Source organism: Modestobacter muralis, assembly GCF_010682105.1.
Lineage (GTDB): Bacteria > Actinomycetota > Actinomycetes > Mycobacteriales > Geodermatophilaceae > Modestobacter > Modestobacter muralis.
On record NZ_JAAGWH010000002.1, the window covers coordinates 38255 to 62524 of the forward strand.

The 24270-nt window shown below is 76.7% G+C and carries 18 protein-coding genes; 11 read left to right on the forward strand and 7 right to left on the reverse strand.

Annotated features, from left to right (window positions below):
- Positions 1–10 precede the first annotated feature (10 nt).
- On the reverse strand, positions 11–1645 hold the full coding sequence (locus GCU67_RS00425; RefSeq protein WP_163608957.1) for a GMC family oxidoreductase: 1635 nt from the start codon (positions 1643–1645) through the stop codon (positions 11–13).
- Entirely contained in the window at positions 1642–3180 is a 1539-nt protein-coding gene (locus GCU67_RS00430; protein ID WP_163608958.1) for an aldehyde dehydrogenase family protein, read from the reverse strand. The genes GCU67_RS00425 and GCU67_RS00430 overlap by 4 nt, the downstream gene beginning before the upstream one ends.
- Positions 3181–3476: 296 nt before the next feature.
- On the opposite strand from GCU67_RS00430, the gene GCU67_RS00435 reads away from it, so the two are divergent.
- Positions 3477–5846 (forward strand): SpoIIE family protein phosphatase, encoded by a 2370-nt coding sequence (locus GCU67_RS00435; RefSeq protein ID WP_211660516.1) that lies wholly within the window; start codon positions 3477–3479, stop codon positions 5844–5846.
- 32 nt (positions 5847–5878) lie between these two features.
- Positions 5879–8827 (forward strand): sacsin N-terminal ATP-binding-like domain-containing protein, encoded by a 2949-nt coding sequence (locus GCU67_RS00440; protein ID WP_338104682.1) that lies wholly within the window; start codon positions 5879–5881, stop codon positions 8825–8827.
- A 119-nt stretch (positions 8828–8946) separates the two neighbouring features.
- On the opposite strand, the gene GCU67_RS00445 is transcribed toward GCU67_RS00440, so the two are convergent.
- On the reverse strand, positions 8947–9312 hold the full coding sequence (locus GCU67_RS00445) for a hypothetical protein (protein ID WP_163608960.1): 366 nt from the start codon (positions 9310–9312) through the stop codon (positions 8947–8949).
- Between the two features lie 203 nt (positions 9313–9515).
- A complete protein-coding gene (locus GCU67_RS00450) occupies positions 9516–9821 on the reverse strand; it encodes a hypothetical protein (RefSeq protein WP_163608961.1) in 306 nt (101 codons plus the stop codon).
- 256 nt (positions 9822–10077) lie between these two features.
- Between GCU67_RS00450 and GCU67_RS00455 the strand changes: the two genes are divergently transcribed.
- Together GCU67_RS00455 and GCU67_RS00460 are read left to right on the forward strand one after the other, a co-directional pair.
- Positions 10078–10425: an STAS domain-containing protein gene (locus GCU67_RS00455; RefSeq protein WP_163608962.1), complete on the forward strand. Its 348-nt coding sequence runs from the start codon at positions 10078–10080 to the stop codon at positions 10423–10425.
- A gap of 56 nt (positions 10426–10481) precedes the next feature.
- Positions 10482–10877: a GNAT family N-acetyltransferase gene (locus GCU67_RS00460; RefSeq protein WP_163608963.1), complete on the forward strand. Its 396-nt coding sequence runs from the start codon at positions 10482–10484 to the stop codon at positions 10875–10877.
- 18 nt (positions 10878–10895) lie between these two features.
- On the opposite strand, the gene GCU67_RS00465 is transcribed toward GCU67_RS00460, so the two are convergent.
- Both GCU67_RS00465 and GCU67_RS00470 read right to left on the reverse strand, forming a co-directional pair.
- Positions 10896–11759 carry a DUF1206 domain-containing protein gene (locus GCU67_RS00465; protein ID WP_163608964.1) on the reverse strand — a complete coding sequence of 288 codons (864 nt, stop codon included), beginning with the start codon at positions 11757–11759 and terminating at the stop codon, positions 10896–10898.
- A gap of 5 nt (positions 11760–11764) precedes the next feature.
- Positions 11765–12595, reverse strand: a complete 831-nt coding sequence (locus GCU67_RS00470) for a DUF1206 domain-containing protein (protein WP_163608966.1) — start codon at positions 12593–12595, stop codon at positions 11765–11767.
- 172 nt (positions 12596–12767) lie between these two features.
- Here GCU67_RS00470 and GCU67_RS00475 point away from each other — a divergent pair, with 172 nt between their 5' ends.
- The 7 genes from GCU67_RS00475 (at position 12768) to GCU67_RS00505 (ending at position 21499) form a co-directional block, all read left to right on the forward strand.
- On the forward strand, positions 12768–13406 hold the full coding sequence (locus GCU67_RS00475) for a hypothetical protein (protein WP_163608968.1): 639 nt from the start codon (positions 12768–12770) through the stop codon (positions 13404–13406).
- A gap of 322 nt (positions 13407–13728) precedes the next feature.
- Complete coding sequence (locus GCU67_RS00480; RefSeq protein ID WP_163608969.1) at positions 13729–14385, forward strand: phosphodiesterase; 657 nt, start codon at positions 13729–13731, stop codon at positions 14383–14385.
- Positions 14382–15944, forward strand: coding sequence for an SIR2 family protein (locus tag GCU67_RS00485; protein WP_163608970.1), 1563 nt, complete (start codon positions 14382–14384; stop codon positions 15942–15944). The genes GCU67_RS00480 and GCU67_RS00485 overlap by 4 nt, the downstream gene beginning before the upstream one ends.
- Positions 15945–15977: 33 nt before the next feature.
- On the forward strand, positions 15978–17225 hold the full coding sequence (locus GCU67_RS00490) for a cytochrome P450 (RefSeq protein ID WP_163608973.1): 1248 nt from the start codon (positions 15978–15980) through the stop codon (positions 17223–17225).
- A gap of 67 nt (positions 17226–17292) precedes the next feature.
- A complete protein-coding gene (locus GCU67_RS00495) occupies positions 17293–18084 on the forward strand; it encodes an alpha/beta fold hydrolase (RefSeq protein WP_338104684.1) in 792 nt (263 codons plus the stop codon).
- Positions 18081–20399: a SpoIIE family protein phosphatase gene (locus tag GCU67_RS00500; protein ID WP_338104685.1), complete on the forward strand. Its 2319-nt coding sequence runs from the start codon at positions 18081–18083 to the stop codon at positions 20397–20399. Before GCU67_RS00495 ends, GCU67_RS00500 begins: the two co-directional genes overlap by 4 nt.
- 281 nt (positions 20400–20680) lie before the next feature.
- The gene (locus GCU67_RS00505; RefSeq protein ID WP_338104686.1) at positions 20681–21499 is read left to right on the forward strand and encodes an endonuclease domain-containing protein; all 819 of its coding nucleotides are present in this window, start codon (positions 20681–20683) and stop codon (positions 21497–21499) included.
- 342 nt (positions 21500–21841) lie between these two features.
- On the opposite strand, the gene GCU67_RS00510 is transcribed toward GCU67_RS00505, so the two are convergent.
- Positions 21842–24166, reverse strand: a complete 2325-nt coding sequence (locus tag GCU67_RS00510) for a HelD family protein (RefSeq protein WP_163608981.1) — start codon at positions 24164–24166, stop codon at positions 21842–21844.
- Positions 24167–24270: the final 104 nt, after the last annotated feature.

Sequence of the window (24270 nt, forward strand, 5' to 3'; positions counted from 1 at the left end):
CGCAGGAGGGTCATCGGTGGTCGGGCTGGGCGGGGGAGGACGCGGCGCCCAGTGACTGCTTGATCAGGTCGCTGGCGCGCTCGGCGATCATGATCGTGGGGGCGTTGGTGTTGCCCCGGACGAGCGTCGGCATGACCGAGGCGTCCACCACCCGTAGGCCGTCGACGCCGTGGACCCGCAGGTGGGCGTCGACGACCGCCTGATCGTCGGTGCCCATCCGGCACGAGCCGACCGGGTGGTAGAGGGACTCCAGCGTCTCCCGGGCCTTGACCCTCAGCGCCTCCCGGCCCCGGACCGCGCCACCGGGTGACCACTCGTCGGCCAGCACGCCGGCCAGCGGACCCACCGAGGCGATGTCCCGGGCCCGCTCCATGCCGGTCACCATGGCCTCGAGGTCCCGGTCGTCGGTCAGGTAGCCGGCGTCGATCGCGGGCGCCCAGGACGGGTCCGCCGAGCGCAGCCGCACCGAACCGCGCGACTCCACGTGCACCAGCACCGTCGCCGCGGTGAACGCGTCGACGTCGGGGTCGACCTCGGCCTGACGCCAGAACTTGACCGGGAGGAAGTGGTACTGCAGGTCGGGCTCCGCCAGTGCCGCGTCACTGCGGGTGAACAGACCGGCCTCGGCGAGGTTGGAGGTCAACGGCCCCCGGCGGGCGCCGAACCACTGCGCGTAGCCCGAGGGCGACTCCGCACGGAACAGCGACCTCCCCGACCGGACGTGCCAGATCGTGGGCACCAGGGGGTGGTCCTGCAGCCCGGCGCCGACCCCGGGGAGGTCGTGGAGGACGTCGACGCCGACCTCGCGCAGATGGGCGGCCGGCCCGATCCCGGAGAGCATCAGCAGCTGCGGGGAGTTGATCGCGCCGCCGGCGAGCACCACCTCCGCCTCGGCGCGCACCGTGTGCAGCTGCCCGCCCCGCCGGTACTCGACCCCGGTGGCCCGGCCGTCCGTGAGGAGCACACGGGTCGCCTGCGCGCCGGTGCGGACGGTGAGGTTCGGCCGGTCCAGCGCAGGCTTGAGGTAGGCGTCGGCGGCCGACCACCGCCGTCCCCGCTTCTGGGTCACCTGGTAGGTGCCCACGCCCTCCTGGCGTGCCCCGTTGAAGTCGTCGTTGCGGACGTACCCGGCGGCCACGGCGGACTCCACGACGGCCCTTGTCCAGGCATGGGGGGAGCGGAGGTCCTCCACGCGCAGCGGTCCGCCCGTGCCGTGGAAGGCGTCGGCGCCCCGGGAGTTGTCCTCGGCACGGCGGAACAGCGGCAGCACGTCGGCGTAGGACCAGCCGTCGTCGCCGGTGAGCTGGGCCCACTCGTCGTAGTCGGCGGCCGCGCCACGCATGTAGATCATCGCGTTGATCGACGACGAGCCGCCCAGGAGCCTGCCCCGCGGCCAGAACAGCCCGCGGCCACCCAGACCTGGTTGCGGTTCGGTGACGTAACCCCAGTCGAGGCGGGTGCGCCACGTCTTGTACATGGCGGCCGGGACCTGCACCTCGAGGACGTCGTCGCTCCCGCCCGCCTCCAGCAGCAGCACCCGCAGCGACGGGTCCTCGGTCAGCCGGCCCGCGAGCGTGCAGCCCGCGGAGCCGGCCCCGACGACCACGACGTCGAACCCGTCGTCCCGGCCGACGGCGCCGGTCATCGGTGACTGCCGTGGACGATGCCCATCACGCGGGCGAGGGTGTCGGTGGCGGAGGGAGGTCGCCGGAAGCTCATCAGGTCCACGGGCAGCGCGAACCGCAGACGGGTGATCGCCTTCGCCCGGGAGAACTCGCGCAGTCCGTCCTCACCGTGGATCCGGCCGAAGCCGCTCTCGCCGACGCCGCCGAAGGGCAGCGCGGGGACGGAGGCGAAGGTGATCACCGAGTTGATCGACGTCATGCCGCTGCGCATCCGGCGGGCGAGGTCCATCGCCTTGGCCCTCGAGCCGCTGAACACCGAGCCGCCCAGGCCCATCGTCGACGCGTTGGCCCGCTGCAGCGCTTCCTCGGCGTCGCGGACTCGGGCGATCGTGAGGGTCGGACCGAACGTCTCCTCCCGCACGGCGGAGGAGGACTCCGGCACGTCGAGCAGCACGGTGGGGGCGATGAAGCCGCCGTCCACGGTGCCGCCGGTGGCCACCCGCCCACCGGCGGAACGCGCGTCGTCCAGGTGCCGGCGGACGACGTCGGTCTGGCCGGCCATGGTCATCGGGCCGTAGGCCGCGTCGTCGTCGGAGCCCGGGCGGAGCCCGGCCACCTGGCTGGTGACCTCGGCGACGAACCGGTCGTAGACGGCGCTGGTCGCGTAGACCCGCTCGATGCCGATGCAGGTCTGCCCGCCGTTGCTCATCGCGCCCCACACGGCGGCGCCGGCCGCGGCGGCCACGTCGGCGTCGTCGTCGACGATCATCGCGTCCTTGCCGCCGAGCTCCATGAGGACCGGGGTGAGGGTCTCCGCGCACGTGGCCATCACCGTGCGGCCGGTCGCGGCCGAGCCGGTGAAGGCCAGCTTGCCGACCCCGGCCCGGCACAGCGCGGCGCCGGTCCCACCGGAGCCGGTGACGACCTGGAAGGCGTCGGCGACGTCGGGGACGGCGGCCCGCCAGGCCGCGGCCAGCCAGGCGCCGATCGCCGGGGTGAACTCGCTGGGCTTGAAGACCACGGCGTTGCCGGCGGACAGCGCGTAGGCGATCGAGCCCATCGGCGTGAAGACCGGGTAGTTCCACGGGCCGATCACGCCGACGACGCCCAGCGGCTGGTACTCCAGGACGGCGGCGTGGTTGGCGGCGAGCATCCCGGCACGGACCCTGCGCGGTCCGAGCGTCTTGCTCGCGTGCGTGCTCGCCCAGGCAAGGTGGTCGATCGCCAGGGTGATCTCCAGGATCGCGTCGGCGTGCGGCTTGCCGTTCTCCCGGTGCACCAGCTCGGCCAGCTCGTGCATCCGCCGCGCCAGGTAGCCGCGGTAGGCGGCCAGCCGCACGCGCCGCCCGGCGAAGCCGAGAGCAGCCCACGTCTGCGCGGCGACCCGTGCCCGGGCGACGGTCTCGGCGACGGCGTCGGCGTCGTGCACCGGGAAGACCCCGACGACGGCCCCCGTGGCCGGGTTCGTGGACCGGAAGGTCTCCTGGGTGTCATGACGCGCCACCGTCCCGGCGGTGGTGCGGGAGACGCTGTGCAACTCCTCGTTGAGCGACATGCCGCCGGAGGTTACCCGCCGGTAGGTCGCTCCGCCCCGCCAGCGGACCGGGCGGTCCGGGCGCCCGCGGTGCCCGGGTCCGCGGCTCCGTAGAGCACCTGCGGTGAGCGGCCCCCTGAGGTGACCCGGGGACGCCGATGCCCGCTCCGACCGGGCTGCGCCGTGGGGTTTCCACCGCCGGGACCTGGTCGGCGACGCATCCCGGGGATGCCGTCGGTGGCCGTTACCCTGGCTGCTGGACCGCCCCTCGGGTGGGGACGGGCGGGGACGTGGGATCGGGCGGGTCTGGATCGGGCGTGTCGGGAGGCGCGGTGGTGGACTTCGCCGCGGTGTTCGGCGCCATGCCGACGCCGTACCTGCTGATGACGCCGGACCTGGTCATCGCCGAGGCCAACGACGCCTACCTGGCCACGACCGGGCGCACCCGCTCCGAGATCGTGGGCCAGCCGGTCTTCGAGGCGTTCCCCGGCAACCCGTCGGAGACCCAGGCCGACGGCGGCGCCAGCGCGATCCACGACTCGTTCGTGCGCGCCCGCGACACCCTGCAGCCGGACACCATGCCGCTGCACGAGTACGACATCCCCGACGGTGCGGGCGGGTTCAGCAAGCGCTTCTGGAGCCTCATCAGCACACCGGTCCTGGACACCGAGGGGCGCTGCGCCTACCTCCTGCAGCGCGCCGAGGACGTCACCGACTTCGTGCGGGAGCAGGAGCGCGCCGGGATCGACTCCTCGGCCCTGCAGCGCCGGGTCCTGGAGGTCGAGTCCGACCTCTTCGCCCGCAGCGTCGAGCTGGCCGACGCCCGCGCCGCGGAGGCCGTCAGCGCCGGCCGCCTCGCCGCGCTGGCCGGGATCGCCCTGCGGCTGGCCGGTGCCCAGACGGTGGCCGAGCTCGTCTCCGTCGTCACCGAGGGCGGCCTGGCGCTGGTCGGCTCACCGGGCGGGGCGGTGGCGGTCCGGCAGGGCGACGTCCTGGCCTCCGTGGTGTCCGACGGCCTGGGTGGTGAGCGCACCCAGGCGGCCTACGGGGCGGTGCCGGTGTCCGGGCCGCTGCCGGTGAGCGTGGCCAGCCGCACCGGCCGCCCGGTCTTCCTCCCCGACCGGGCCGCCTGCCTCGCCTTCGCCCCGGAGATGGCCGACGTGGTCGAGGCCACCGGCGCGGTGGCCTTCGCCAGCCTCCCGCTGCGCACCGCCGACCGGGACGTCGGCGTCCTCACCATCGCCTGGGACGCCCCGCACGAGTTCGGTCCCGCCGAGGTGGAGCTGCTGACCGCCTTCGCGGCGCAGTGCAGCCAGTCCGTCGACCGGATCCAGACCCGGGAGGCGGAGCTGCGCAGCGCGCGGCAGCTGGCCGCCCTGGCCGAGCTCGCCCTGACGCTGGGCCGCGCGGAGACCGTCCACGCCCTGACCCGCGACCTCGTCGACCGTGGGCTGACGGTGCTCGGCGCCCGGGGCGGCGCGGTCGCGGTCACCGACCCCGACGACCCGGCGACGCTGCGGCTGGTGATCACCGACGGGCTCGGCACGGACACCCCGGACATCTACGGGCAGCTGCCGCTGGCCGGCCCGCTGCCTGCCTGCGTCGCCGCCCGCACACGTCGTCCCGTCGTCCTGCACGACGCCGCGGAGTGCGCGGCGATGACCCCGGACATGACGCCGGTCGTCAGCGACACCGGCTGTGAGGCCTGGGTCGCGCTCCCGCTGGAGACCGGTGGCCGGCTGGTCGGCTCGCTGACCATCGGCTGGGCCGAGCCGCAGGCGTTCACACCGACGGAGATGGAGGTCGTGGTCGCCTTCGCCGCCCAGGCCGCCCAGGCGCTGGACCGGTTGCAGACCCGGGTCGCCGAGCGGACGGCGCTCACCGCGCTGGCCGGCACGGTCGAGGCGCTGCAGCGCAGCCTGCTCTCCGAGCCGCCGGCCCCGGACCACCTGCAGGTCGCCGTCCGCTACCTGCCCGCCGCCCGCCTGGCCCAGGTCGGCGGCGACTGGTACGACAGCTTCGTGCTGGCCGACGGTCGCACCGTGCTGGTCATCGGTGACGTGGCCGGCCACGACAGCCACTCCGCCGCCGCGATGGCGCAGGTGCGCAACGTGCTGCGCGGGGTGGCGCATCACAGCGGCGGCCGGCCGGCCGAGGTGCTCACCGGACTGGACTGCGCGATGCGCGACCTGGCCATCGGCACGCTGGCGACCGCGGTGCTGGCCAGCGTCGAGCAGACCCCCGCGGACGCCGCCCGGGGAGCGCGGGTGCTGCGCTGGTCCAACGCCGGGCACCCCGCGCCGCTGCTCGTGCTCCCCGACGGGACGGTGGAGGTGCTGGAGCGGCCCGCCGACCTGCTGCTGGGTGTCGACCCGGAGCGGCCCCGGTCCGACCACGCCCACGAGCTCGCGCCCGGCTCGACCGTGCTGCTCTACACCGACGGGCTGATCGAGCGCCGCGGCGTCCCGCTGGACGACGGCGTGGCCTGGCTGGCCGGGCTGGTGCAGCGGCTGCGGCACCTCCCGCTGGAGGAGCTGTGCGACCGGGTGCTGGACGAGCTCGACGGCCAGGTCGAGGACGACGTCGCCCTGCTGGCGATCCGCGCCCACCCCCAGGACCGGCCCCGCCCGCCCGACGCCCCCGCCGTGCCGCTGCCCGAGGGGCACAGCGCCCTGTCCCGCGGCTGACGGGCCCGTCCGGTCTGCGGCATGCTGCGCGGGTGCCCGAGCCGACCGAACTGCGCCGCCGGGTGCTCGCCGCCTGGGCCGACTCCCCGGCGCGCTTCCGCGAGGACGCCAACGCCGAGGAGGACCTGGTCCGCGGCGGCTACCGCGACCGGCTGCTGGTCGAGCTCGCGCAGAACGCCGCCGACGCCGCCGCCCGCACCGGTGGGCCGGGGCACCTCCGCCTGGAGCTCGCCGGCGACGAGCTGCGGGCGGCGAACACCGGCGCCCCGCTCGACGACGACGGCGTGCAGGCGCTGGCCACCCTGCGGGCGTCGGCCAAGCGGGACGCCGCCGACAGCGTCGGCCGCTTCGGCGTCGGGTTCGCCGCCGTGCTGGCCGTGACCGACGCACCCGCCGTCCACTCCACCGGCCGGTCGGTGCGGTTCAGCGCGGCCGCCACCCGGGACGCCGTCGCCGCCGTCCCCGCGCTGGCCGAGGAGCTGGCCCGCCGGGACGGCGCGGTCCCGGTGCTGCGGCTGCCGTTCGACGCCGAGGGCGCCCCGCCGGCCGAGTTCGCCACCGAGGTCGTGCTGCCGCTGCTCGCGGGCAGCGCCGCCGCCGTCCGCGCTGCGCTGCAGGCGCTGGACGCCGAGCTGCTGCTGGCCCTGCCCGCGCTGGCCCAGGTCGACGTCGTGCTCGACGGGGTGACCCGCACGCTCACCCGTGACCAGGACGGGAGCCGGGTCGTGCTCGGTGACGGCCCGACGACCCGGACGTGGCAGCTGGTGCAGCGCACCGTCGAGCTGCCCGCGGAGCTGCTCGCCGACCGCCCGGTCGAGGAGCGCGGGCGCCGCGCGTCCACCCTGACCTGGGCGGTGCCGCTGGACGACGACGGCGTCCCCGCCCCGCTGCCCGGCCGTCAGGTGCTGCACGCCCCGACGCCCAGCGACGAGCCGCTGTCCCTGCCCGCCCGGCTGGTCGCGCCGTTCCCGCTCGGCCCCGACCGGCGGCACGTGGCCCCCGGGCCGGTCACCGACGCGCTGGTCCGGGCCGCCGCCGACGGTTACGCCGAGCTGCTCGCCGGCCTGCCCGCCGACCCGGTGCTGCTGCAGCTGGTGCCCGGCGTGGGCCTGGCCGCCGCCGAGCTGGACGCCGCCCTGTGCCGCGCCGTGCTCGACCGGCTCACCGCGACCGCCTGGCTGCCGGCCGCGGACCCGGAGGAGCCTCCGCTGCGGCCCGACCGCGCCGTCGCCCTGGACGACGCCTCCGACGAGCGGGTGGCCGCGCTGGTCGGTGTCCTCCCCGGGCTGCTGCCGGCCGGCTGGTCGCGACGCGGCGACGCCCGGGTGCGGACGGCGCTCGGCGTGCGCCGGGCCGGACTGGCCGACGTGGTCGAGGCCGTCCGCGGCGTACAGCGGCCGGGGGAGTGGTGGGCCGACCTGTACACCGCCCTCGAGGGCGCCGACCGCGAGGAGCTGGCCGCCCTGCCGGTGCCGCTCGCCGACGGGCGCACCGCGCAGTCCCCGGCCGGGGTGCTGCTCGCCGACGCCGCCCTGCCGGCCGACCGGCTCGCCCCGCTGGGGCTGCGGACCGCCGACCCGGCCGCGGTCACCGGCGCCGCCCGGCGGGTGCTGGAACGGCTCGGCGCGCAGCCGGCCACCGCGGCCACCGTGCTCGCCGCCCCCGAGGTGCGGGCCGCGGTGGAGAGCTCGCTGGACCGGGCCGACGACGACGAGGACGTCGAACCGCTGGCGGACGCCGTCCTCGCGCTGGTCGCCGCGGCGGCACCGGCGCCGGGGGAGCTGCCCTGGCTGGGGGAGCTGGCGCTGCCCGACGACGACGGCGGCTGGGCACCGGCCGGGGAGCTGGTGCGCCCGGGCTCCCCGCTGGCCGACGTCCTCGAGCCCGGTGCGCTGGGCGTCCTGGACCCGGAGTTCGCCGCCGGACAGGACGCCGGGGCGCTGCGGGCGGTCGGGGTGCTGGACACGTTCTCGCTGCTCACCGCAGCCGACCCCGAAGAGCTCGACGTCGACCGGGCCGAGGAGTGGCTCGACGCCGTCCTGGACCGGCTGCCCGCGGACGCGCCGCCGCCGGACTGGCCCGCGCTCACCGTCGTCCGCGACCTGGAGCTCGTCCGCGACTGGGACCGCGCGCTGCCGCTGCTGGCCGCCCTGCCCGACGCCGCGCGCGCCGACGTCGACCTCGGGGGCACCGTGGTCCCGGGGTACCTGCGCTGGTGGCTGCGGACCTCGCCGGTGCTGTCCGGCACCCGCCCCGACCAGCTCCGGGCCGCCGGTGAGGGGGAGCTGCAGGGGCTGTACGACGCCGTGCCCGAGCTGCCACCGGCCGTGCGGGAGCTGCTGCGGCCGGCCTCGACCGTGGCCGAGCTGCTGGTCGACGTCGACGACGCCCTCGAACTGCTGGACCGGCTGGGCGACCCGGCACGCACGGTCGGCCCGGCCGTGTTGCGCACCGTCTACGCCCGGCTCGCCGCCGTCCTGGACGGCGTGGACGTCGAGCCGCCGGCGCGGGTGCGGGTGGCCCCCGAGCGGGTCAGCGCCGAGGCCGTCGTGCTGGACGCACCGTGGTCGCTGCCACTGGTCGACGCGCCGCTCGTGCCCGCCGGTGGTGCCCCCGAGGCGGTCGCGGACCTGCTCGACCTGCCGCTGGCCAGCGAGCAGGAGCAGGCGCGGGTGACCAGCCGGGCCGCGCGCACGGTGGCCTGGTCGGAGGTGCCGGGCGCGCGGCTGGCCGCCACCCGGCTCGGGCTGGCCGAGCTGACCGGGCAGGTGGCGGTCCACCCCACGCTCACCGTCAGCGGCGGCCGCAGCGTCGCCTGGTGGCCCGGCACCGACACGGACGCCGTCGACGGCACCCCGGCCGCACTGGGCCGCGCCCTGGCCTGGCGGGCCGGTGCGTGGCCGCTGCGGCAGGCACTCGCCGAGGCCTTTGCCCACCCCCAGCGCGCCACCGAGCTCGCCGCCGAGGACAGCATCAGCTGAAGCGCCGACCACCGGCGGGTGGCCAGCGGCCGCACCACCCACCGGCGAGCGACGTCATGACGGCCCCCTTGCAGGGCCCCGCCGCGAGCTTGCGAGCGGTGGGGGGCAAGGGGGTCCTCTCAGAACCAGCGGGGGGCGGCCTGGGCGCCGGGGGCGTGGCCGTGCCGGCTGTCGGCCCGCGGGCCGTGACCCTCGCTGCGGCCACCGGCCCGCGGTGCCCGCTGGGTGGCCTGCCACGTCTCGTACAGCGACGACCACTGGGCGGCGGTCAGCACCGACGGGCGGGCCGTGGGGGAGACGCCCTCGGCGTGCAGCCAGCGCACGCCGCCGGTGCCGGGCAGCTGGCTGCGCAGCGCGGGACCGAGGGCGGACTGCCGGCCGGCGAGCACGCCGTGGACGAGCCGGTCGAAGTCGACCTGGGCGTCCTCGGGCAGCTGGGCGCGGGCCTCGACGGCGCCGTCGAGGGCAGGGGTGGGTCGTGACACGGGGGCCTCCAGGAAGGGTGGCCGGCGGCCGAGGGGCACGCCGGGACGAGCGGGGGAGGTGGTCGGCCGGGGGACCGGCGGACGGCGGAGCTGCTCGGCAGCCTCGCGGGTCAGCTCATCGGTGGTGCGGCCGTGTCAGGAGCCCATGGCGGGGACGGTACGGACGGCGTCGTGCCGCCGTCCAGGGGTTTCCCGGTGGGCGGTCAGGAGGGGGTGTCGGCCTCGGTCCGGCGCTTGGCGGCCTGCCGGGCCTGGTGGGCGGCGTACCGCGCGGCGTCCTTCTCCCGGGCCGGGGCGGTGCGCTCCCACTTGACCTTGCGCCGCCGCGACCGGGCCAGTTCGCGGGCCTCGAAGTCGGGGTGCTGGTCCCAGCTGCTGGCCAGCTGGACGACGACCATGCCGGCGCCGCCGAAGATCAGCACGAGGGCGCCCAGGATCGGGTCGACCGCGAAGGCGAGCACGGTCAGGCCCACCCACACGACCCCGGCGAGCAACGTCCACTTCGACATGGACACCAGTATCCGCCCCGAGGCTGTGCGGCCGGTGCCGGTGATCGGCGCGGACGCCGGAGAGCGGTGGACACGCCCGACGTCCGGGCTGGTCTGCACGGCGTGGCGGCGTCCGCCACGCCGGAGACCCCTTGTGCACGACCGATCCGGTGCCTAGCGTCGTCCTCGCGGTTCAACCACCAGCCGCGACCGAGTGCTCGTCTGCTCGGCGCACCCGGTCGGTCTCCCCGCCGACCCTGGCCAGCCGGAGGTCCTCATGACCGCACTCCCCATCGACCTCGACCCGACCCGCATCGACGTCCGCTCCGCCACCTCGGCCGACGGCTGCACGATCTCGGTCAACGGCGAGATCGACTCCACCACCGCCCCGGGGCTGCGCAGCTGCCTGCTCGAGGTCCTCGAGCGTCCCGGCACCGTGACCGTCGAGGTCGACCTGACCGGCGTCACGTTCCTGGACTCGGCCGGGCTGTCGGCCCTGGCCACCGCCCACCGCGCCGCCGAGGCCGGCGGCCGCACGCTCCAGATGCGGGTCGGTGGCACCCGCGCCGTCGTCCGCCCGCTGCAGATCACCGGCCTCTGGGACGTCTTCACCGTCATCGGCTGAACCGCGCCGCCGGCAACTCGGAGGCGCCGTCCCGTCGCGCGACCTACGGTGCCCGGATGGTCCAGTACAGCTGGCGCGGTGCGTTCACCGACGCCGACGTCAACGCCCTGCACGCCGAGGGCTTCGGCCACCGCCTCCTGGACGACGGCTGGAACGCCCAGGTCGAACGGTTCAGCCTCGGCTGGGTGACGGCCGTCGACGGCGGCGAGCTGGTCGGCTTCGTCAACGTCGCCTGGGACGGTGGGGTGCACGCCTTCCTGCTCGACACCCTGGTCCGCGGCGACCGACGGCGGGAGGGGATCGGCACCGCCCTCGTGCAGGCTGCGGTCGCCGGCGCCCGCGGCACGGGCTGCGAGTGGCTGCACGTCGACTTCGAGGACCACCTGCGCGGCTTCTACGAGACCGGCTGCGGCTTCACCCCCACCGGCGCCGGGCTCATCGCGCTCGCCTGACCGCCGCCGCCTGCCTGGTCAGGTGGAGGGGTCCCGGTCGGGGTAGCGGGCCCGGGCCAGCGCGTACACCCCGAAGCCGGCGAAGCCCAGCGCCACCGCCGTGAGCAGCCACTGCCCGGTCGGCACGGCGCCGATGGCGTTCATCGCGCCGTCCAGCCCGGTCGCCGTCGACACGTCGGAGGTCGCTGCGGCGTAGACCAGCAGCCCACCGGAGACGGCGAAGGCGATCCCCTTGGCCACGTAGCCGACCGCGCCGACGTGCTGGATGAACGGCTCGACCCGGTCGGGTGCGGCATCGAGGTCGATGTCCTTCATGAACCCGCCGGTGAACCCGCGGACCAGGGTGTACAGCCCGACCGCCACGACGCCGACGCCCACCGCGACGACGAGGGCGGCTCCCCCGGGGATGTGCAGCGCGTCGTCGGTCAGCTCCCGGAAGCGTGCGGCGGCGTCGTACTCCGCCCCGACGGCGAAGAACAGCGCGGTGACCCCGAGGACCGCGTAGACCACCGCCTTGGCCCCGCACTTGGCGCAGACGACCGCCACGTGCCGCCGGTGCCCGGGCCGCAGCAGCCCGGTCCACCAGCGCAGCACCTCACCGGCCTGCCACACCGACAGCGCGAGCATGCCCAGCCCGATGACCCACAGCAGCACCCGGCCACCGGGGGAGCCGGCGACGGTCTGCAGTGCGCCGGTCTGGTCGGCGTCCTCGGTGCCGGGCTGCGCGGACCAGGCGATCCGGAACGCCAGCCAGCCGATCAGCAGGTGCAGGACGCCGTAGGCGGTCAGCCCGACCCGGGCCAGGTGGGTGAGCACCGGGTGGTCGGTCACCCCGCGGGTGCGGGTGACCGCGTCGTGCACCCGCCGGAGGACGGCGTTCACGACGGTCAGGTGCGCTGGGGGAAGCGGGCCCGGGCGAAGCAGAAGGCGCCGAAGGCGGCGATGCCGAGGGCCACCAGGGTGAGCAGGACCTTGCCGAAGGGGGCGTCGAGCAGGGTGCGCATGGCGCCGTCGAGCCCACTGGCCTTCTCCGGGTCGAAGGTGACCGCCGCCCAGCCGAGCAGGCCGCCCACCAGGGCCAGCGCCACGCCCTTGGCCGGGTAGCCGACCTGGCCCAGCCGCTCGATCGCGCGGCGCTGCCCGGTGCTGGCCTGCGCGGTGTCGATCTCCTTCATGAAGTGCCCGGTGAGGCCCTTGCGCACGTGGTAGACGCCGACGCCGATGACCACGAGGGCAGCGATGCCGACGAGGAACCGGCCACCCGGCCAGCCGAACACCCCGGCGACCGTCGACTGCTGCTGGCCGGAGCTGGACTGGCCGCCGCCGGTGGCGAACCGCAGCGCGGTGACCGCGAGGAAGAGGTAGACGACCGTCTTCGCGACCGCCTTGACGACCTTCCCGGCCGCCTTCTTCCGGGCGTCGCCGGAGGCCTGCAGCCCGGCCCGGTGGCGCAGCACCTCGGCCAGCTGCCAGACGGCCAGCGCGGCCAGCCCGACGACGAGCACCCACAGCAGCGCCTTGCCCAGCGGCTTCTCGGCCAGGGTGGACATGGCCCCGGACTGGTCGGCGGAGCCGCCGCCCCCGCCCCAGGCCAGCTGCAGGGACAGCCAGGCGATGAGCAGGTGCACGATGCCGTAGGCGATCAGGCCGACACGGGCCAGCCGCTCGAGGGCCTGGCTGTCGCCGGCGCGTGCCGCCGTGTTCCCCGGGGTGTCCATGACCGTCTCCTCCCGCCGCCGCGTGCTCGACGATCGTCCCGCCACGCACGCGGGTGCTCGGCGAGCACCCGCGGTGGCGCCGGACAGCCTCGCACGGCGACGCGCCGTCCGCCGGACGACGATCGACCGGCGTGCTCGCCACCGTCGGCGCCGGATGGGGGAGACTGGCAGCGTGACGAACGCCGTGACCGCCGGCCGGCTGGCCGGGACCTCCCCGTCGACCTCCGCCCGGGCCCGCCCCGCCTGGCTGCGCCCGGCCGCGCTTGGGGTCGCGCTCCTCGCCCTCGCCGCCCTGGCGGCCACCTGGTCCGGTGGCGGTCCGCGCCTGCTGCTGGGCCTGCTCGGCGTCGCCGCCGTCGCCCACGGGGTCACCGTGCTCCGGGCGGCCCGCACCGGCGCCGCCGACCGCACCACCGCCGTCGCCGGCGCCGGCGCCGCCTGGCTGGGCGCGGTGGCCGTCGCGTTCGCCCTGCTCTCGGCCACCGCCACCGGCTGGGTCTTCGTCGTCGCCGCGGTGCTCGCGCTGCCCGCCCTCGCCGCGCTGTCCGCCGTCCGCCGGTCCGTCGCCGCAGCCGGTGCTGCGGCCCTGGTTGTCGCTGCCGTGGTCGTCGCGGTCGTGTCCGGCGTCGACGGGCTGCTGACCGCCGGCCGCGTCGTGGCGGTGGCCGTCATCGCCCTGGCCGGGGTCGCCTACCTCGTCTCCGCGGTGCGCACGGCGCGCGAGGCCGCCGCCCCCGCCCCCGCGGCCGGCTGCGGTGGCTGCGCGTGCAGTGCCGGTGGCGGCGGGTGCGGCGCAGCCGCCCTCCGCTGACCCGGCGGCGGCCACGCGCCGCCGTCCAGTCGTTCCCCGCACGTCACGCTCCCGTCACGCGGGCTGCCTAGCCTCGAGGCCGCGGCGGGCCGTCACGTGTCCCTGGCCCGTCTCCACGTTTACGCCGGCACACCGCCGGCGGGCTGGGAGGCACGACCATGAGCGACACCATCGAGCGGACCACCTGGACCTGCGAGAACTGCAGGCACCCGAACGACACCGCGCGCAAGCGCTGCACCGACTGCGGCACCACCCGCCACTGAGGGTCGCGACACCCCGGCCGAGGGGTTGAGCCGGGCTCCCGCTGGTGAACGGCAGGGGCATGGCCGACCTCCTCGACGCCGCCGGCCGGGTGGCCGCCGTCCCGCTGGCGCTGCTGGCCCGGGCCCGCGGCGGCAGGCCGATGCACGCGCGCGGCGTGGTGCTCACCGCCCGGCTGGTCCGCACCGGGCTGCCGCGACCCAGCGGCGCCGACTGGCTGGACGGAGCCGGCACCGACGACGTCCTGGTCCGGCTGTCCCGCGGAGCCGGGCTGCCGCCCCGCCTGCCCGACCTGCTCGGCTTCGCGCTGCGCGCCCCGGGGGAGACCCCGGTGGACCTGTTGCTGTCCTCGGCCGGCCGGCACCGGTGGACCCGCCGGGTGCCGGTGCTGCGCCGGGACCCGGCCATCACCTACGGGTCGATCATGGGCTTCCGGAGCCCGGCAGGGCCGGTGCTGCTGTCGGTGACCCCGGTGTCCGCCGGGGTGTTCGCCCTCGCCGCGATCGTGGGCCGTGCGCCGGAGCAGCGTTTCGCCCGGGTGGTCCTGGGGCCGGAGGCCGAGCCGTCGGAGGCGCTGCTGCACCTCGACGCCGTGCTGCACGCCCCGCCCGGCCTGGTCGCCGACGGCCCGATGGCCCGGTTCCGGCGACCGGCCTACGCGGCGGCCCGCGCGGCGCTGGGTGAGCCGCTGGACGCCGTGCGGCCCGGGCACCCGTGAGCGGCCACGTCCCCGTCGTCGGCGGCCATGTCTTCGTGGTCGGCGCGGACCTGACCCGGCTGTCCTGCGACGACGTGCTGGTGCCCACCGACCGGGCGATGCGGGTGGGCGCCAGCTGGGTCCCGCTGCTGCCGGCCGACGCCCTGGACTGCGCCGACGACGAGGGCGCCACCGTCGCCGGCTCCTGGGACGCCGGTGCCCGGGTGCGCGAGGTGCCCGGTTGCGGCGACCGGCGCGCCTGGCTGGTCGACACCGTGGAGCACGAGGACGACGACGGGCGCGGGCTGAGCTGGCTGCTGGAGGGCGCGCGGGAGGCGCTGGCCGCGGTCGCCCGGCGTCCGGTCGAGCGCCCCGCGCACGGCCGCGCCCGCCGGCTGGTCGGCCTGCCCGCGCTGGGCACCGGCTGGGGCGGTGCGGCGGGCCGGCGCGGGGCGCTGCTCCAGCAGCTGCTGCCGGTGCTGCGAGAGGCCGCGACCGAGCACGGCTACGACGTCGCCCTGGTGCTGCGCCGGCCCAGCGACCTGGCCGCGGCGCAGCGGGTGCGCCGCGGCGAGGGCGGTGGCTGGGCGCTGCCGGCGTCGCTGCGCGCGGTGGCCGAGGACCTCGGTGCCCGCGCCCGGGGCGGCGAGCTCGCCGTCTTCCTGGGCGCCGGGGTGAGCGCGGCCGCCGGCCGCCCGACCTGGGAGGCGCTGCTCGACGAGCTGGCCGAACGGGCCGGCCTCGGCGCAGAGCTCACCGCCGGGTTGACCGGGCTGCCGCCGCAGGACGCCGCCGCGCTGCTGGCCCGCGAGCTCGGCCGGGACGAGCTCACCGCCTACGTGCAGCAGCGCTTCGGCCCCGGCCCCTACGCGCTGGCGCACGCCCTGGTCGCCGGGCTGCCAGTGCGTGAGTACGTGACCACCAACTACGACCCGCTGGTCGAGCTGGCCGCCGCCGACGTGGGCCGGCCGCTGCGGGTGCTGCCGTTCGAGGAGGCCGCACCGGGCGAGCCGTGGCTGCTGAAGCTGCACGGCGACGCCGCCCACCCCGACAGCGTCGTCCTCACCCGCGAGCAGTACCTGGAGTTCGGCGACCACCGGACGGCGCTGGCCGGGGTGCTGCAGACCCTGCTGCTGACCCGGCACGTGCTCTTCGTGGGCACCTCGATGCTCGACGACGACCTCATCCGGATCGCCCACCAGGTGCGCAGCGTGCTCGCCGCCCCGGGGACGGCGACCGGCCGGCGCAACGGCACCGTGCTGGCGCTGCAGGAGGACGCGGTGCGCGCCCGGCTGTGGGAGCGCGACGTCGACACGGTGGCGATGGGCGGCGCCGACGTCCCGGGCCCGGAGGCGGCCCGCCGGCTGGAGGTGCTGCTGGACCTGCTCGGGTGCCTGTCCAGCCGGCCGACCGGCTACCTGCTCGACCCGGCCTACCGCGGGCTGCTCGACGCCGGGGAGCGGACCCTGTCCGCCGCGCTCGGCGAGGTCGCCACCGCGCTGGCCGGGGGGTCGGGGCGCAGCTGGGCCGGCCAGGAGGTGCACCGGCTGCTGGAGGAGCTGGGTCACCAGGAGGGCTGATTACGGCGCGGGCGGGCTGGGCAGGGGAGCGCCATGACCCGCAGGCCCCGGCTGGACCAGTCGATCGCGATGCTCGCCCAGGGGTACGCCTGGCTGCCCGACCGGCGCCGCGCGGCCGGGCGCGACACCGTGCGGACCCGGGTGGCGCTGCGGCAGGCGCTGGCCGTCGAGGGCCCGGCCGGGGCGCGGTTCGTCTACGACGAGGACCACGTGCGCCGCAGCGGTGCGCTGCCCGAGCCGGTGGTCAGCACGCTGTTCGGCCACGGTGCCGTGCACACCCTCGACGGCGAGGCCCACCGGGTGCGCAAGGCGATGTTCGTGCACCTGCTGATGGGCGAGGGGGTCGCCGCGCTGGTCGACCGGGTCACCACTGCCTGGGACGACGCCGCGTACCGCTGGGCGCAGCAGGAGCAGGTCGTGCTCATGGACGAGGTGGCCCGGGTCCTCGCCCGCGGGGTGTGCGACTGGGCCGCCGTCCCGCTGACCGAGGACGAGCTGCCGGCGCTGGCCCGCGACCTCACGACCCTCGTCGACGGCTTCGCCACCGGCGCGCCCCGGCACTGGCGGGCCCGCCGCGTACGGCAGCGGCGGGAGGCCTGGCTGGCCGGAATCGTCGAGGAGGTGCGCTCCGGCGCCCGGGCCGTGCCGGCGGGCTCGGTGCTGGCCACGGTCGCCGCGCACCGGGACTCCGACGGCGAGCTGCTGGAGCCGCGGGTGGCCGCGGTCGAGGTGCTCAACGTCGTCCGGCCCACCGTCGCGGTCTCCTGGTTCGTGGCCTTCGCCGCCCACGCCCTGCACCGCTGGCCCGCCCACCGCGAGCGGCTGCGCAGCGGGGACGCGGCGTTCGCCGAGGCCTTCGCCCACGAGGTGCGCCGCTTCTACCCGTTCGCGCCCTTCATCGGCGGCCGCTCCCCGCGCGAGGTCGAGTGGGACGGCGAGCGCGTGCCGGCCGGGTCGATGGTGCTGCTGGACCTGTGGGGCACCGACCACGACCCCGAGCTGTTCCCCGAGCCCTGGACCTTCCGGCCCGAGCGGTTCCTCGCCGGCGACGAGGTGCGGGAGATCGGCGCCTGGGAGCTCGTGCCGCAGGGGGCCGGCGACCCGCGCACCGGACACCGCTGCCCGGGCGAGGACGTCACGGTGTCGCTGCTGTCGGCCCTCGCGGTCCGGCTGGCCCGGCTGGAGTACCGGCTGCCGCCGCAGGACCTCCGCATCTCGCTGTCCCGCATCCCGGCCCGCCCGGCCAGCGGTGTGGTGCTCAGCGGGGTCCGGGCCGGCTGAGCCGGATCAGGCGCCGGTGGCGCGGCGGGGCTGGGCCGGGGGAGGGCGGGTGAGTACGGTGACCGAGGTGAGCGTCCGCGCGCGGAACGACGTCCGTGTCAGTGGTGCGCCCGGGGCGCGGCCGATGGTGTTCGCGCACGGCTACGGCTGCGACCAGGCCATGTGGCGGTACGTGGCGCCGGACTTCGAGGTCGACCACCAGGTGGTCACCTTCGACCACGTGGGCTTCGGCAACTCCGACCTGTCCGCCCACGACCCGGTGCGGCACGGGTCGCTGCGCGGCTACGCCGCCGACGTCGTCGAGGTCCTCACCGAGCTGGACCTGACCGACGCCGTCTTCGTCGGCCACTCCGTCAGCGCCATGATCGGCGTGCTCGCCCACGCGATGGCGCCCGAGCGCATCGGCGCGATGGTGATGGTCGGCCCGAGCGCCCGCTACGTCGACGACGGCGAGTACGTCGGTGGCTTCACCCGCGCCCAGCTCCGCGAGCTGCTGGAGAGCCTGGACGCCAACCACCTGGCCTGGTCGACCCTGATGGCCCCGCAGATCATCGCGAACCCCGACCGCCCCGAGCTGGCTGCCGAGCTGACGGCGTCCTTCTGCCGCACCGACCCCGACGTGGCCCGGCGCTTCGCCCGGATCTCGTTCCTGTCCGACAACCGGGCCGACCTGGCCGGTCTCGACGTGCCGACCCTCGTCCTGCAGTGCTCCGAGGACGTCATCGCCCCGGTCACCGCCGGCCGCTACGTCCACGAGCACGTCGCCGGGTCCACGTTCGTCCAGCTGGCCGCCACCGGGCACTGCCCGCACCTCAGCGCACCTGAGGAGACCTCCGCCGCCATCCGGGCCTGGTTGTGACCGACGCCCGCGAGGCCGCAGCTCCTCCCGGCGCCCGCGAGGCCGCAGCCCCTCCCGTCGCCCGGGAACGCCGGCTGGTGGACGGGGTGCGTGAGGCGCTGGACCAACTGCTGGACGACGACCCCGCCGACCTCTACGAGAACGCCCCCTGCGGGTACCTGTCCATGCTCGCCGACGGCACGATCGTGAAGGTCAACCAGACCCTGTGCAGCTGGCTGGGGATGCCGGTCGAGCAGGTGCTGCGCACCCGGCTGCGCGACCTGCTGAGCATCGGCGGCCAGGTCTTCCACGACGCGCACCTCACGCCGCTGCTGCGCATGCAGGGCGCGGCGCGCGAGGTCGCGCTCGACATCGTCCGGGCCGACGGCTCGTTGCTGCCGTGCCTGGTGAACGCGGTGGAGGTGCGGGACGCCCACGACCGGCCGCTGATCGTCCGCGCCACGCTGTTCGAGGCGAGCGCGCGCCGCCGCTACGAGCTGGACCTCCTCGCGGCGCAGCGGGCGGCCGAGGCGTCGGAGGTGCGGTCCCGCACGCTGCAGCGGTTCGTCTCCGACCTGGCTGCGGCGGTGGCGACCGAGGACGCCGCGGAGGTGGTGGTGCACCGCAGCCGGCAGGCGGTGCAGGCCACCGGGGCCGCGTTGTGGCTGGTGGCCGTGGACGCCGCCCGCCCGGACACCACCGAGCCGGTCGCGGTGCTCACTGCCTCCGAGAACATGTCGCCCGCCCTGCTGGACGCGTTGGACGGGACCGCGCCGGGCCGGGTCGACCTGGTGCTCAGCGCGGGGGTGCGCACGGTGCCGGTGACCGAGCGGCTCGGCGAGGCGTGGCCGGCGCTGGCGGCCGCCGCGGCGGAGACCGGCGTCACCGACCTCGTCGTCGTCCCCGTCACCGCCGACGACACCCACCTCGGCGCCCTGCTGCTCACCCTCGGCGACGAGGCCGACGGTGACCTGATCAGCCTGGCCGAGCCTGCCGCCCACCGGTCCCTGCCGACGGCGGACGTCGACCTGCTGTGCACGCTGGGCCGGCAGGCCGGGCAGGCGCTGGAGCGGGCCCGGTTGCACGAGGAGACCGCCCGGCAGGCGGAGCGTTCGGGGTTCCTGCTCGACGCTGCGCGGATGCTGGCCCGGGCGGCGGGGGTGACCGAGACCGTCGAGCGGCTGGCGGAGATGGTCGTGCCGCGGCTGGCCGACCTGTGCGTGCTGGACCTGATCGGTGAGCACGGCATGGAGCGGGTGGTCGCCCGGCACGGCGACCCCGCGCGCCAGCAGTTCGTCGACGCGCTGCGCGCCTGGGCGCCACCGCACCGGGACCTGCCGGCACCGGCCCGGACGGCGCTGGCCGAGGGGCGCACCCGGTGGTTCACCACCGTCGACGAGGCCCAGTTGGCCGCGATGGCGCGGAGTGCGGAGGAGGTCGCCGCCGCCCGCGCCCTGGAGCTGGTCAGCCTGATCGCCGTGCCGCTGATCGCCGAGGGGCGCACCCTGGGGGTGATGACGCTGGCGGTCGACCGGCGCCGGCGTCCGTTCACCTCCGCCGACGTCGAGCTGGCCGAGCAGCTGGGGCTGCAGGTCGCGCTGATGATGGCCAAGGCGCAGCGCTACGAGCTCGAGGCGCGCACCTCGCACACCCTGCAGGCGACGCTGCTGCCACCGCCCCCGCCGGCGGTGCCGGGGATGACCGTCGCCGTCCGGTACCTGGCGGCGACCTCGGGTGTGGAGATCGGCGGCGACTTCTACGACGTCGCCCCGCTGCCCGGTGACCACGTGGCGATCGCGGTCGGCGACGTCGTCGGCCACGACATCACCGCCGCGGCCACGATGGGCCAGCTGCGCAGCGTCTACCGGGCGCTGCTGGTCGAGGCGCCGGCGCCGGCCGCCGTCATCGACCGGCTGCAGGCCAGCTGGCCGCTGCTGGGACTGCAGCGGATGGCCACGGCGTTGTTCGCCACCCTCGACCTCCCCACCGGGGTGCTGCGGGTGGCCTCCGCCGGGCACCCGCCGCCGCTGCTCGTCGCCGGCGGCCGGGCGGAGTTCCTGCCGGTGGTGCCCAGCCGGATGCTCGGGGCCCCGCCCGCGCCGGCCGTGGAGTGGCGCGGCGTCCTCCCGCCGGGAGCGACCTTGGTGCTGTTCACCGACGGGCTGGTGGAGAGCCGCACCAGCGACATCGACGCCGGCCTGGAGCGCCTGCGGGCGGCGGCCGACCGGGCGGCCGCGAACGGCCCCGACGAGCTGTGCGACCGCCTGCTGGCCGACCTCGCCGGCACCCACCGCGCCGACGACATCGCCCTCCTCGCCCTCACCCGCGACCCCTGACGGCGGCGGGCGGACGGCGGACGCCGGACGCCGGAGGGCACCGACTGTGCGCTGAACGGGCCGCGCCGGCCGCCCCGCGCCCGCTGAGCGCACAGTCGGCGCACCGGAGCTCGGTGCCCGGCGCCGACTGTGCGCTGAGCGGGGTCCGCAGCGGAGACAGGGCCCGATGGCACGGTCGGCGTACCTGTGGACGACGAGCGCGGGCGCGCCAGCGGATCGGGGAGGCTGCTCGGCTGCCCGTCCGCGCCGATGCCCCGCTGCAGGGGGTGTTCCGCGGGTCGGTGGCGGTGGCTCGCGGGCTGGTCACGCCCGACGTGCTGCGCGGGCCGCGGTACCGGGCGCTGTACCGGGACGTCCACGTCGCCGCCGACGTCCCGGTCACCCACGCCCTGCGCGTCCGTGCCGCGGCGGGCGTGCTCCGGCCGGGAGCGGTGGTGACCGGACGCAGCGCCGCCGTGCTGTGGGGCATCGACCTCGCCGGTCCCGAGGACGACGTCGAGCTGACCCTCCCGCCGGACGCCCATCCGGTGCGGTCGGCCGGTGTGCGCGTCCGGCGAGCGGCACTCGACCCCCGCCGGGTGTGCACCCACCGCGGCGTCCGGGTGACCGATCCCGTGGCGACCACCGTGGCGCTCGCCGGGTCGCTGCCGCTGGAGGAGGCGGTGGTCGCCGTCGACCGGATGACCGTGTCCGGGGTGGCCGGGCTGGCGGAGGTCCGGGCGCTGGCCGCCGTGCAGGTGGGACGTGGCTGCCGCCGAGCCCGCACGCCGTGCGCGCTGGCCGACGGTCTCGCGCAGTCGCCGCAGGAGACCAGGCTGCGGCTGCTGATGGGGTGGGGTGGCCTGCCGACCCCGGTGGCGCAGCACCGCGTCGTCCACGGTGGCCGGTTCGTCGCCGACGTCGACTTCGGCTGGCCGGCACACCGGGTGGCCGTGGAGTACGACGGCCTCTGGCACGCTGAACCCGGTCAGTTCGCCAAGGACCGCCAGCGACTGAACCGGCTCACCGCCGCCGGCTGGCGCGTGGTCTTCGTGACCGCCGCCGACCTGTACCGCCCCGAGGCGCTCATCGCCCGCATCGCCGCCCTGCTGACTGCCTGACCCGCCCTCTGGCCACCGACTGTGCGCCAAGCGGGGCCAGCAGCCCGGATCGAGCCCGCCGGGCGCACGGTCGGGCACTGCTGGCCTGCGGCCCGCGCGCCTGATGCCCACCCGGGGGAAGGCAGCCGACTGTGCGCCCGCCGGGGTCAGCAGACCGGATGGAGCCGCTGAGGCGCTCAGTCGGCGCGTTGCGCGCCCGGTGCCCGCGCGCTCGGGGGCCCGTAACTCACCCACTGTGCGCTCAGCGGGGCCAGCGGGTCGGATCGGGCCCGCTGAGCGCACAGTCGACGGCCGCCCCGGGCAGCGGCCGCCCCGGGCAGCGGCCGCCCGGGCGGGGCACCGTCACACCGGGACGAGCCCCGACAGCTCCTCGGGCAGTTCGCCGGGGTGGACGACGGCCAGCCGCTGGGTCGACCGGGTGAGCGCGACGTACAGGTCGCTGTACCCGCGCACACCCTCGGCGAGCACCGCGCACGGGTCGACCAGCACCACCGAGTCGAACTCCAGGCCCTTCGCCTCACCGGGCACGAGCACCACCGGCGCCCGGCGGGAGTCGGCGTCGGCGCCGGCCTGCGCGGCGGGCAGCTCCGACCGGACGGCGTCCAGCGTGGCGGCCAGCCGGCTCGGCGGCACGATCACCGCGACCGTCCCGCCCAGTCCGGCGAGCTCCGCGGCGACCTCGGCCACCCGGCCGGGCAGCTCGGCCTCGGCGACCTTCTCCTGCGTCGGCGGGACCCCGGTGCTGCGCACCGACCGCGGGGCGGCGGTCTGCGCGCCACCGGCCTCCAGCACGGCGGCGGCCACGGCCATGATCTCGGCGGGCGTGCGGTAGTTGACGGTCAGCTCGGCCAGCCGCCAGTGCGCGTCGCCGACCGAGGGCCGCAGCGCCTCGCCCCACGCCTGCGCGCCGGCCAGGCTGCCGGTCTGCGCCAGGTCGCCGACGACGGTCATCGACCGGGTCGGGCAGCGCCGCACCAGCAGCCGCCAGGTCATCGCCGACAGCTCCTGCGCCTCGTCGACCACCACGTGCCCGAAGGTCCAGGTGCGGTCGGCGGCGGCCCGCTCGGCCGTCGTCCGGTAGTCGACCTCCGCGTTGCGGGCGGCCAGCGACTCGGCGTCGAGCAGGTCGCCGGCGGTGAGCTCCTCGCCCTCCTCGTCGTCCTCCAGGTCGGTGGAGCGGGAGCCGTGCAGCATGTCCAGGGTGTCCTGGGCCTCGGCCCGCTCGCGGCGCTGGCGGCGGGCCTCGGCAGCCCGCTCGGCACTGTCGTCGTAGCCGAGCAGCTCGTCGGCCTCCTCCAGCAGCGGGACGTCGGCCGGGGTCCAGGCGGTGCCGTCGGTGCGGAGCAGCAGCGCGCGGTCCTCGTCGGTCCAGTTCTTCGTGGCCCGGCGGATGCGGTCGGCGGAGGTGAGCAGGTCGCCCACCAGCTCCTCGGGGGTGAGCGTGGGCCACAGCTCGTCGACCAGCCGGCGGACGGCGGGGTCGCCGAGCACCTCCGAGCGCAGCGCGTCGACGTCCCGGCGGTCGAGCAGGGTCTCCCCGCCGCGCACGTCGGCGCCGATCCGGCCCACGTACCGCTCGGTGACGAGGTCGGCCACGGCACGGGCGAACGCCGGGCGGCCCAGGTTGTGCTGCCGGGAGGCGCGGCGCCCGGCGGTGCGAGCCCGGGTCAGGTCGGCCGGGCGCAGCGAGATCCGGACGCCGTCGATCACCAGCTCGCGCACCCCGCGGCCCAGCGTCTGCCGGTCGCGGACGGCGGCGGTGAGCACGTCGACCATCGCCAGCCTGCCCTTGACCTCGGCGGTCTCCGGGGACTCCGTGCCGCGGGCGTCCAGCCCGGGGCGGAGCTGGCCGAGGCCGGCGAGCAGCACCCCGGTCTCGCCGAGGGAGGGCAGCACGTCGGCGATGTAGGACAGGAAGGTCGGCGTGGGGCCGACGACGAGCAGACCGCTGCGGCCGAGGCGCTCGCGGTGCGTGTAGAGCAGGTAGGCCGCGCGGTGCAGGGCGACGGCGGTCTTGCCGGTGCCCGGGCCGCCCTGGACGACGAGCACCCCGCGGGCGTCGCTGCGGATGATCGCGTCCTGCTCGGCCTGGATGGTGGCCACGATGTCGGTCATCCGGCCGGTGCGCTCAGCGGTCAGCGCGGCCATCAGCGCGGCCTCGCCGGTCAGCGCCGGGCCGTCGCCGGCGGTGGCGGCGTCGATGCTGAGCACCTCGTCGTTGACCGCGGACACGGTGCGGCCGCGGGTGCGGATGTGCCGGCGGCGGACGACGCCCTCGGGGCGGAACGGGGTGGCGGTGTAGAACGGCCGGGACGCCGGGGCGCGCCAGTCGACGAGCGCCGGGTCGCCGCCCGGGTCGTCGGCGGGCAGCCCGACGCGGCCGATGTAGAGCGGCTGCGGCTGCTCCTCGCGGTCCAGCCGGCCGATCACCAGGCCGTGCTCGGCAGCGTCGAGGGCGGTGATCCGCTGGGTCTGGAAGCTGGCCGCGGCCTCCCGCTCACCGAGGGCCTGCGGGTTGATCGCCGGCATCGCCAGCGCCTGCTTGAACCGGTAGACGGCGTGCTCGCGGTTGGCGTCCAGCCGCCGGTACAGGTCGGCGACGGCGGCCTGCTCGACGGCCAGCTCCGTGTTCTGCTCGGGCTCGGTGGCGGGGGAGGTGCTCGACAAGTCCTGCAGCTCCTACGCGTGGGGGGCCGGCCAGCCGGGATCGGCGACCGCCCATCCTGCCACCGTCCGGCCCCTGGTCCCGGCCGGGGAGTCCGGCCCGGGAG

Coding starts and splice junctions, on each gene's coding strand:
- GCU67_RS00480 (WP_163608969.1), top strand. CDS start 13,729: ATGGCCGACCTCCTCGACGCCGCCGGCCGGGTGGCCGCCGTCCCGCTG.
- GCU67_RS00430 (WP_163608958.1), bottom strand. CDS start 3,180: ATGTCGCTCAACGAGGAGTTGCACAGCGTCTCCCGCACCACCGCCGGG.
- GCU67_RS00450 (WP_163608961.1), bottom strand. CDS start 9,821: ATGTCGAAGTGGACGTTGCTCGCCGGGGTCGTGTGGGTGGGCCTGACC.
- GCU67_RS00490 (WP_163608973.1), top strand. CDS start 15,978: ATGACCCGCAGGCCCCGGCTGGACCAGTCGATCGCGATGCTCGCCCAG.
- GCU67_RS00470 (WP_163608966.1), bottom strand. CDS start 12,595: ATGGACACCCCGGGGAACACGGCGGCACGCGCCGGCGACAGCCAGGCC.
- GCU67_RS00425 (WP_163608957.1), bottom strand. CDS start 1,645: ATGACCGGCGCCGTCGGCCGGGACGACGGGTTCGACGTCGTGGTCGTC.
- GCU67_RS00460 (WP_163608963.1), top strand. CDS start 10,482: ATGGTCCAGTACAGCTGGCGCGGTGCGTTCACCGACGCCGACGTCAAC.
- GCU67_RS00455 (WP_163608962.1), top strand. CDS start 10,078: ATGACCGCACTCCCCATCGACCTCGACCCGACCCGCATCGACGTCCGC.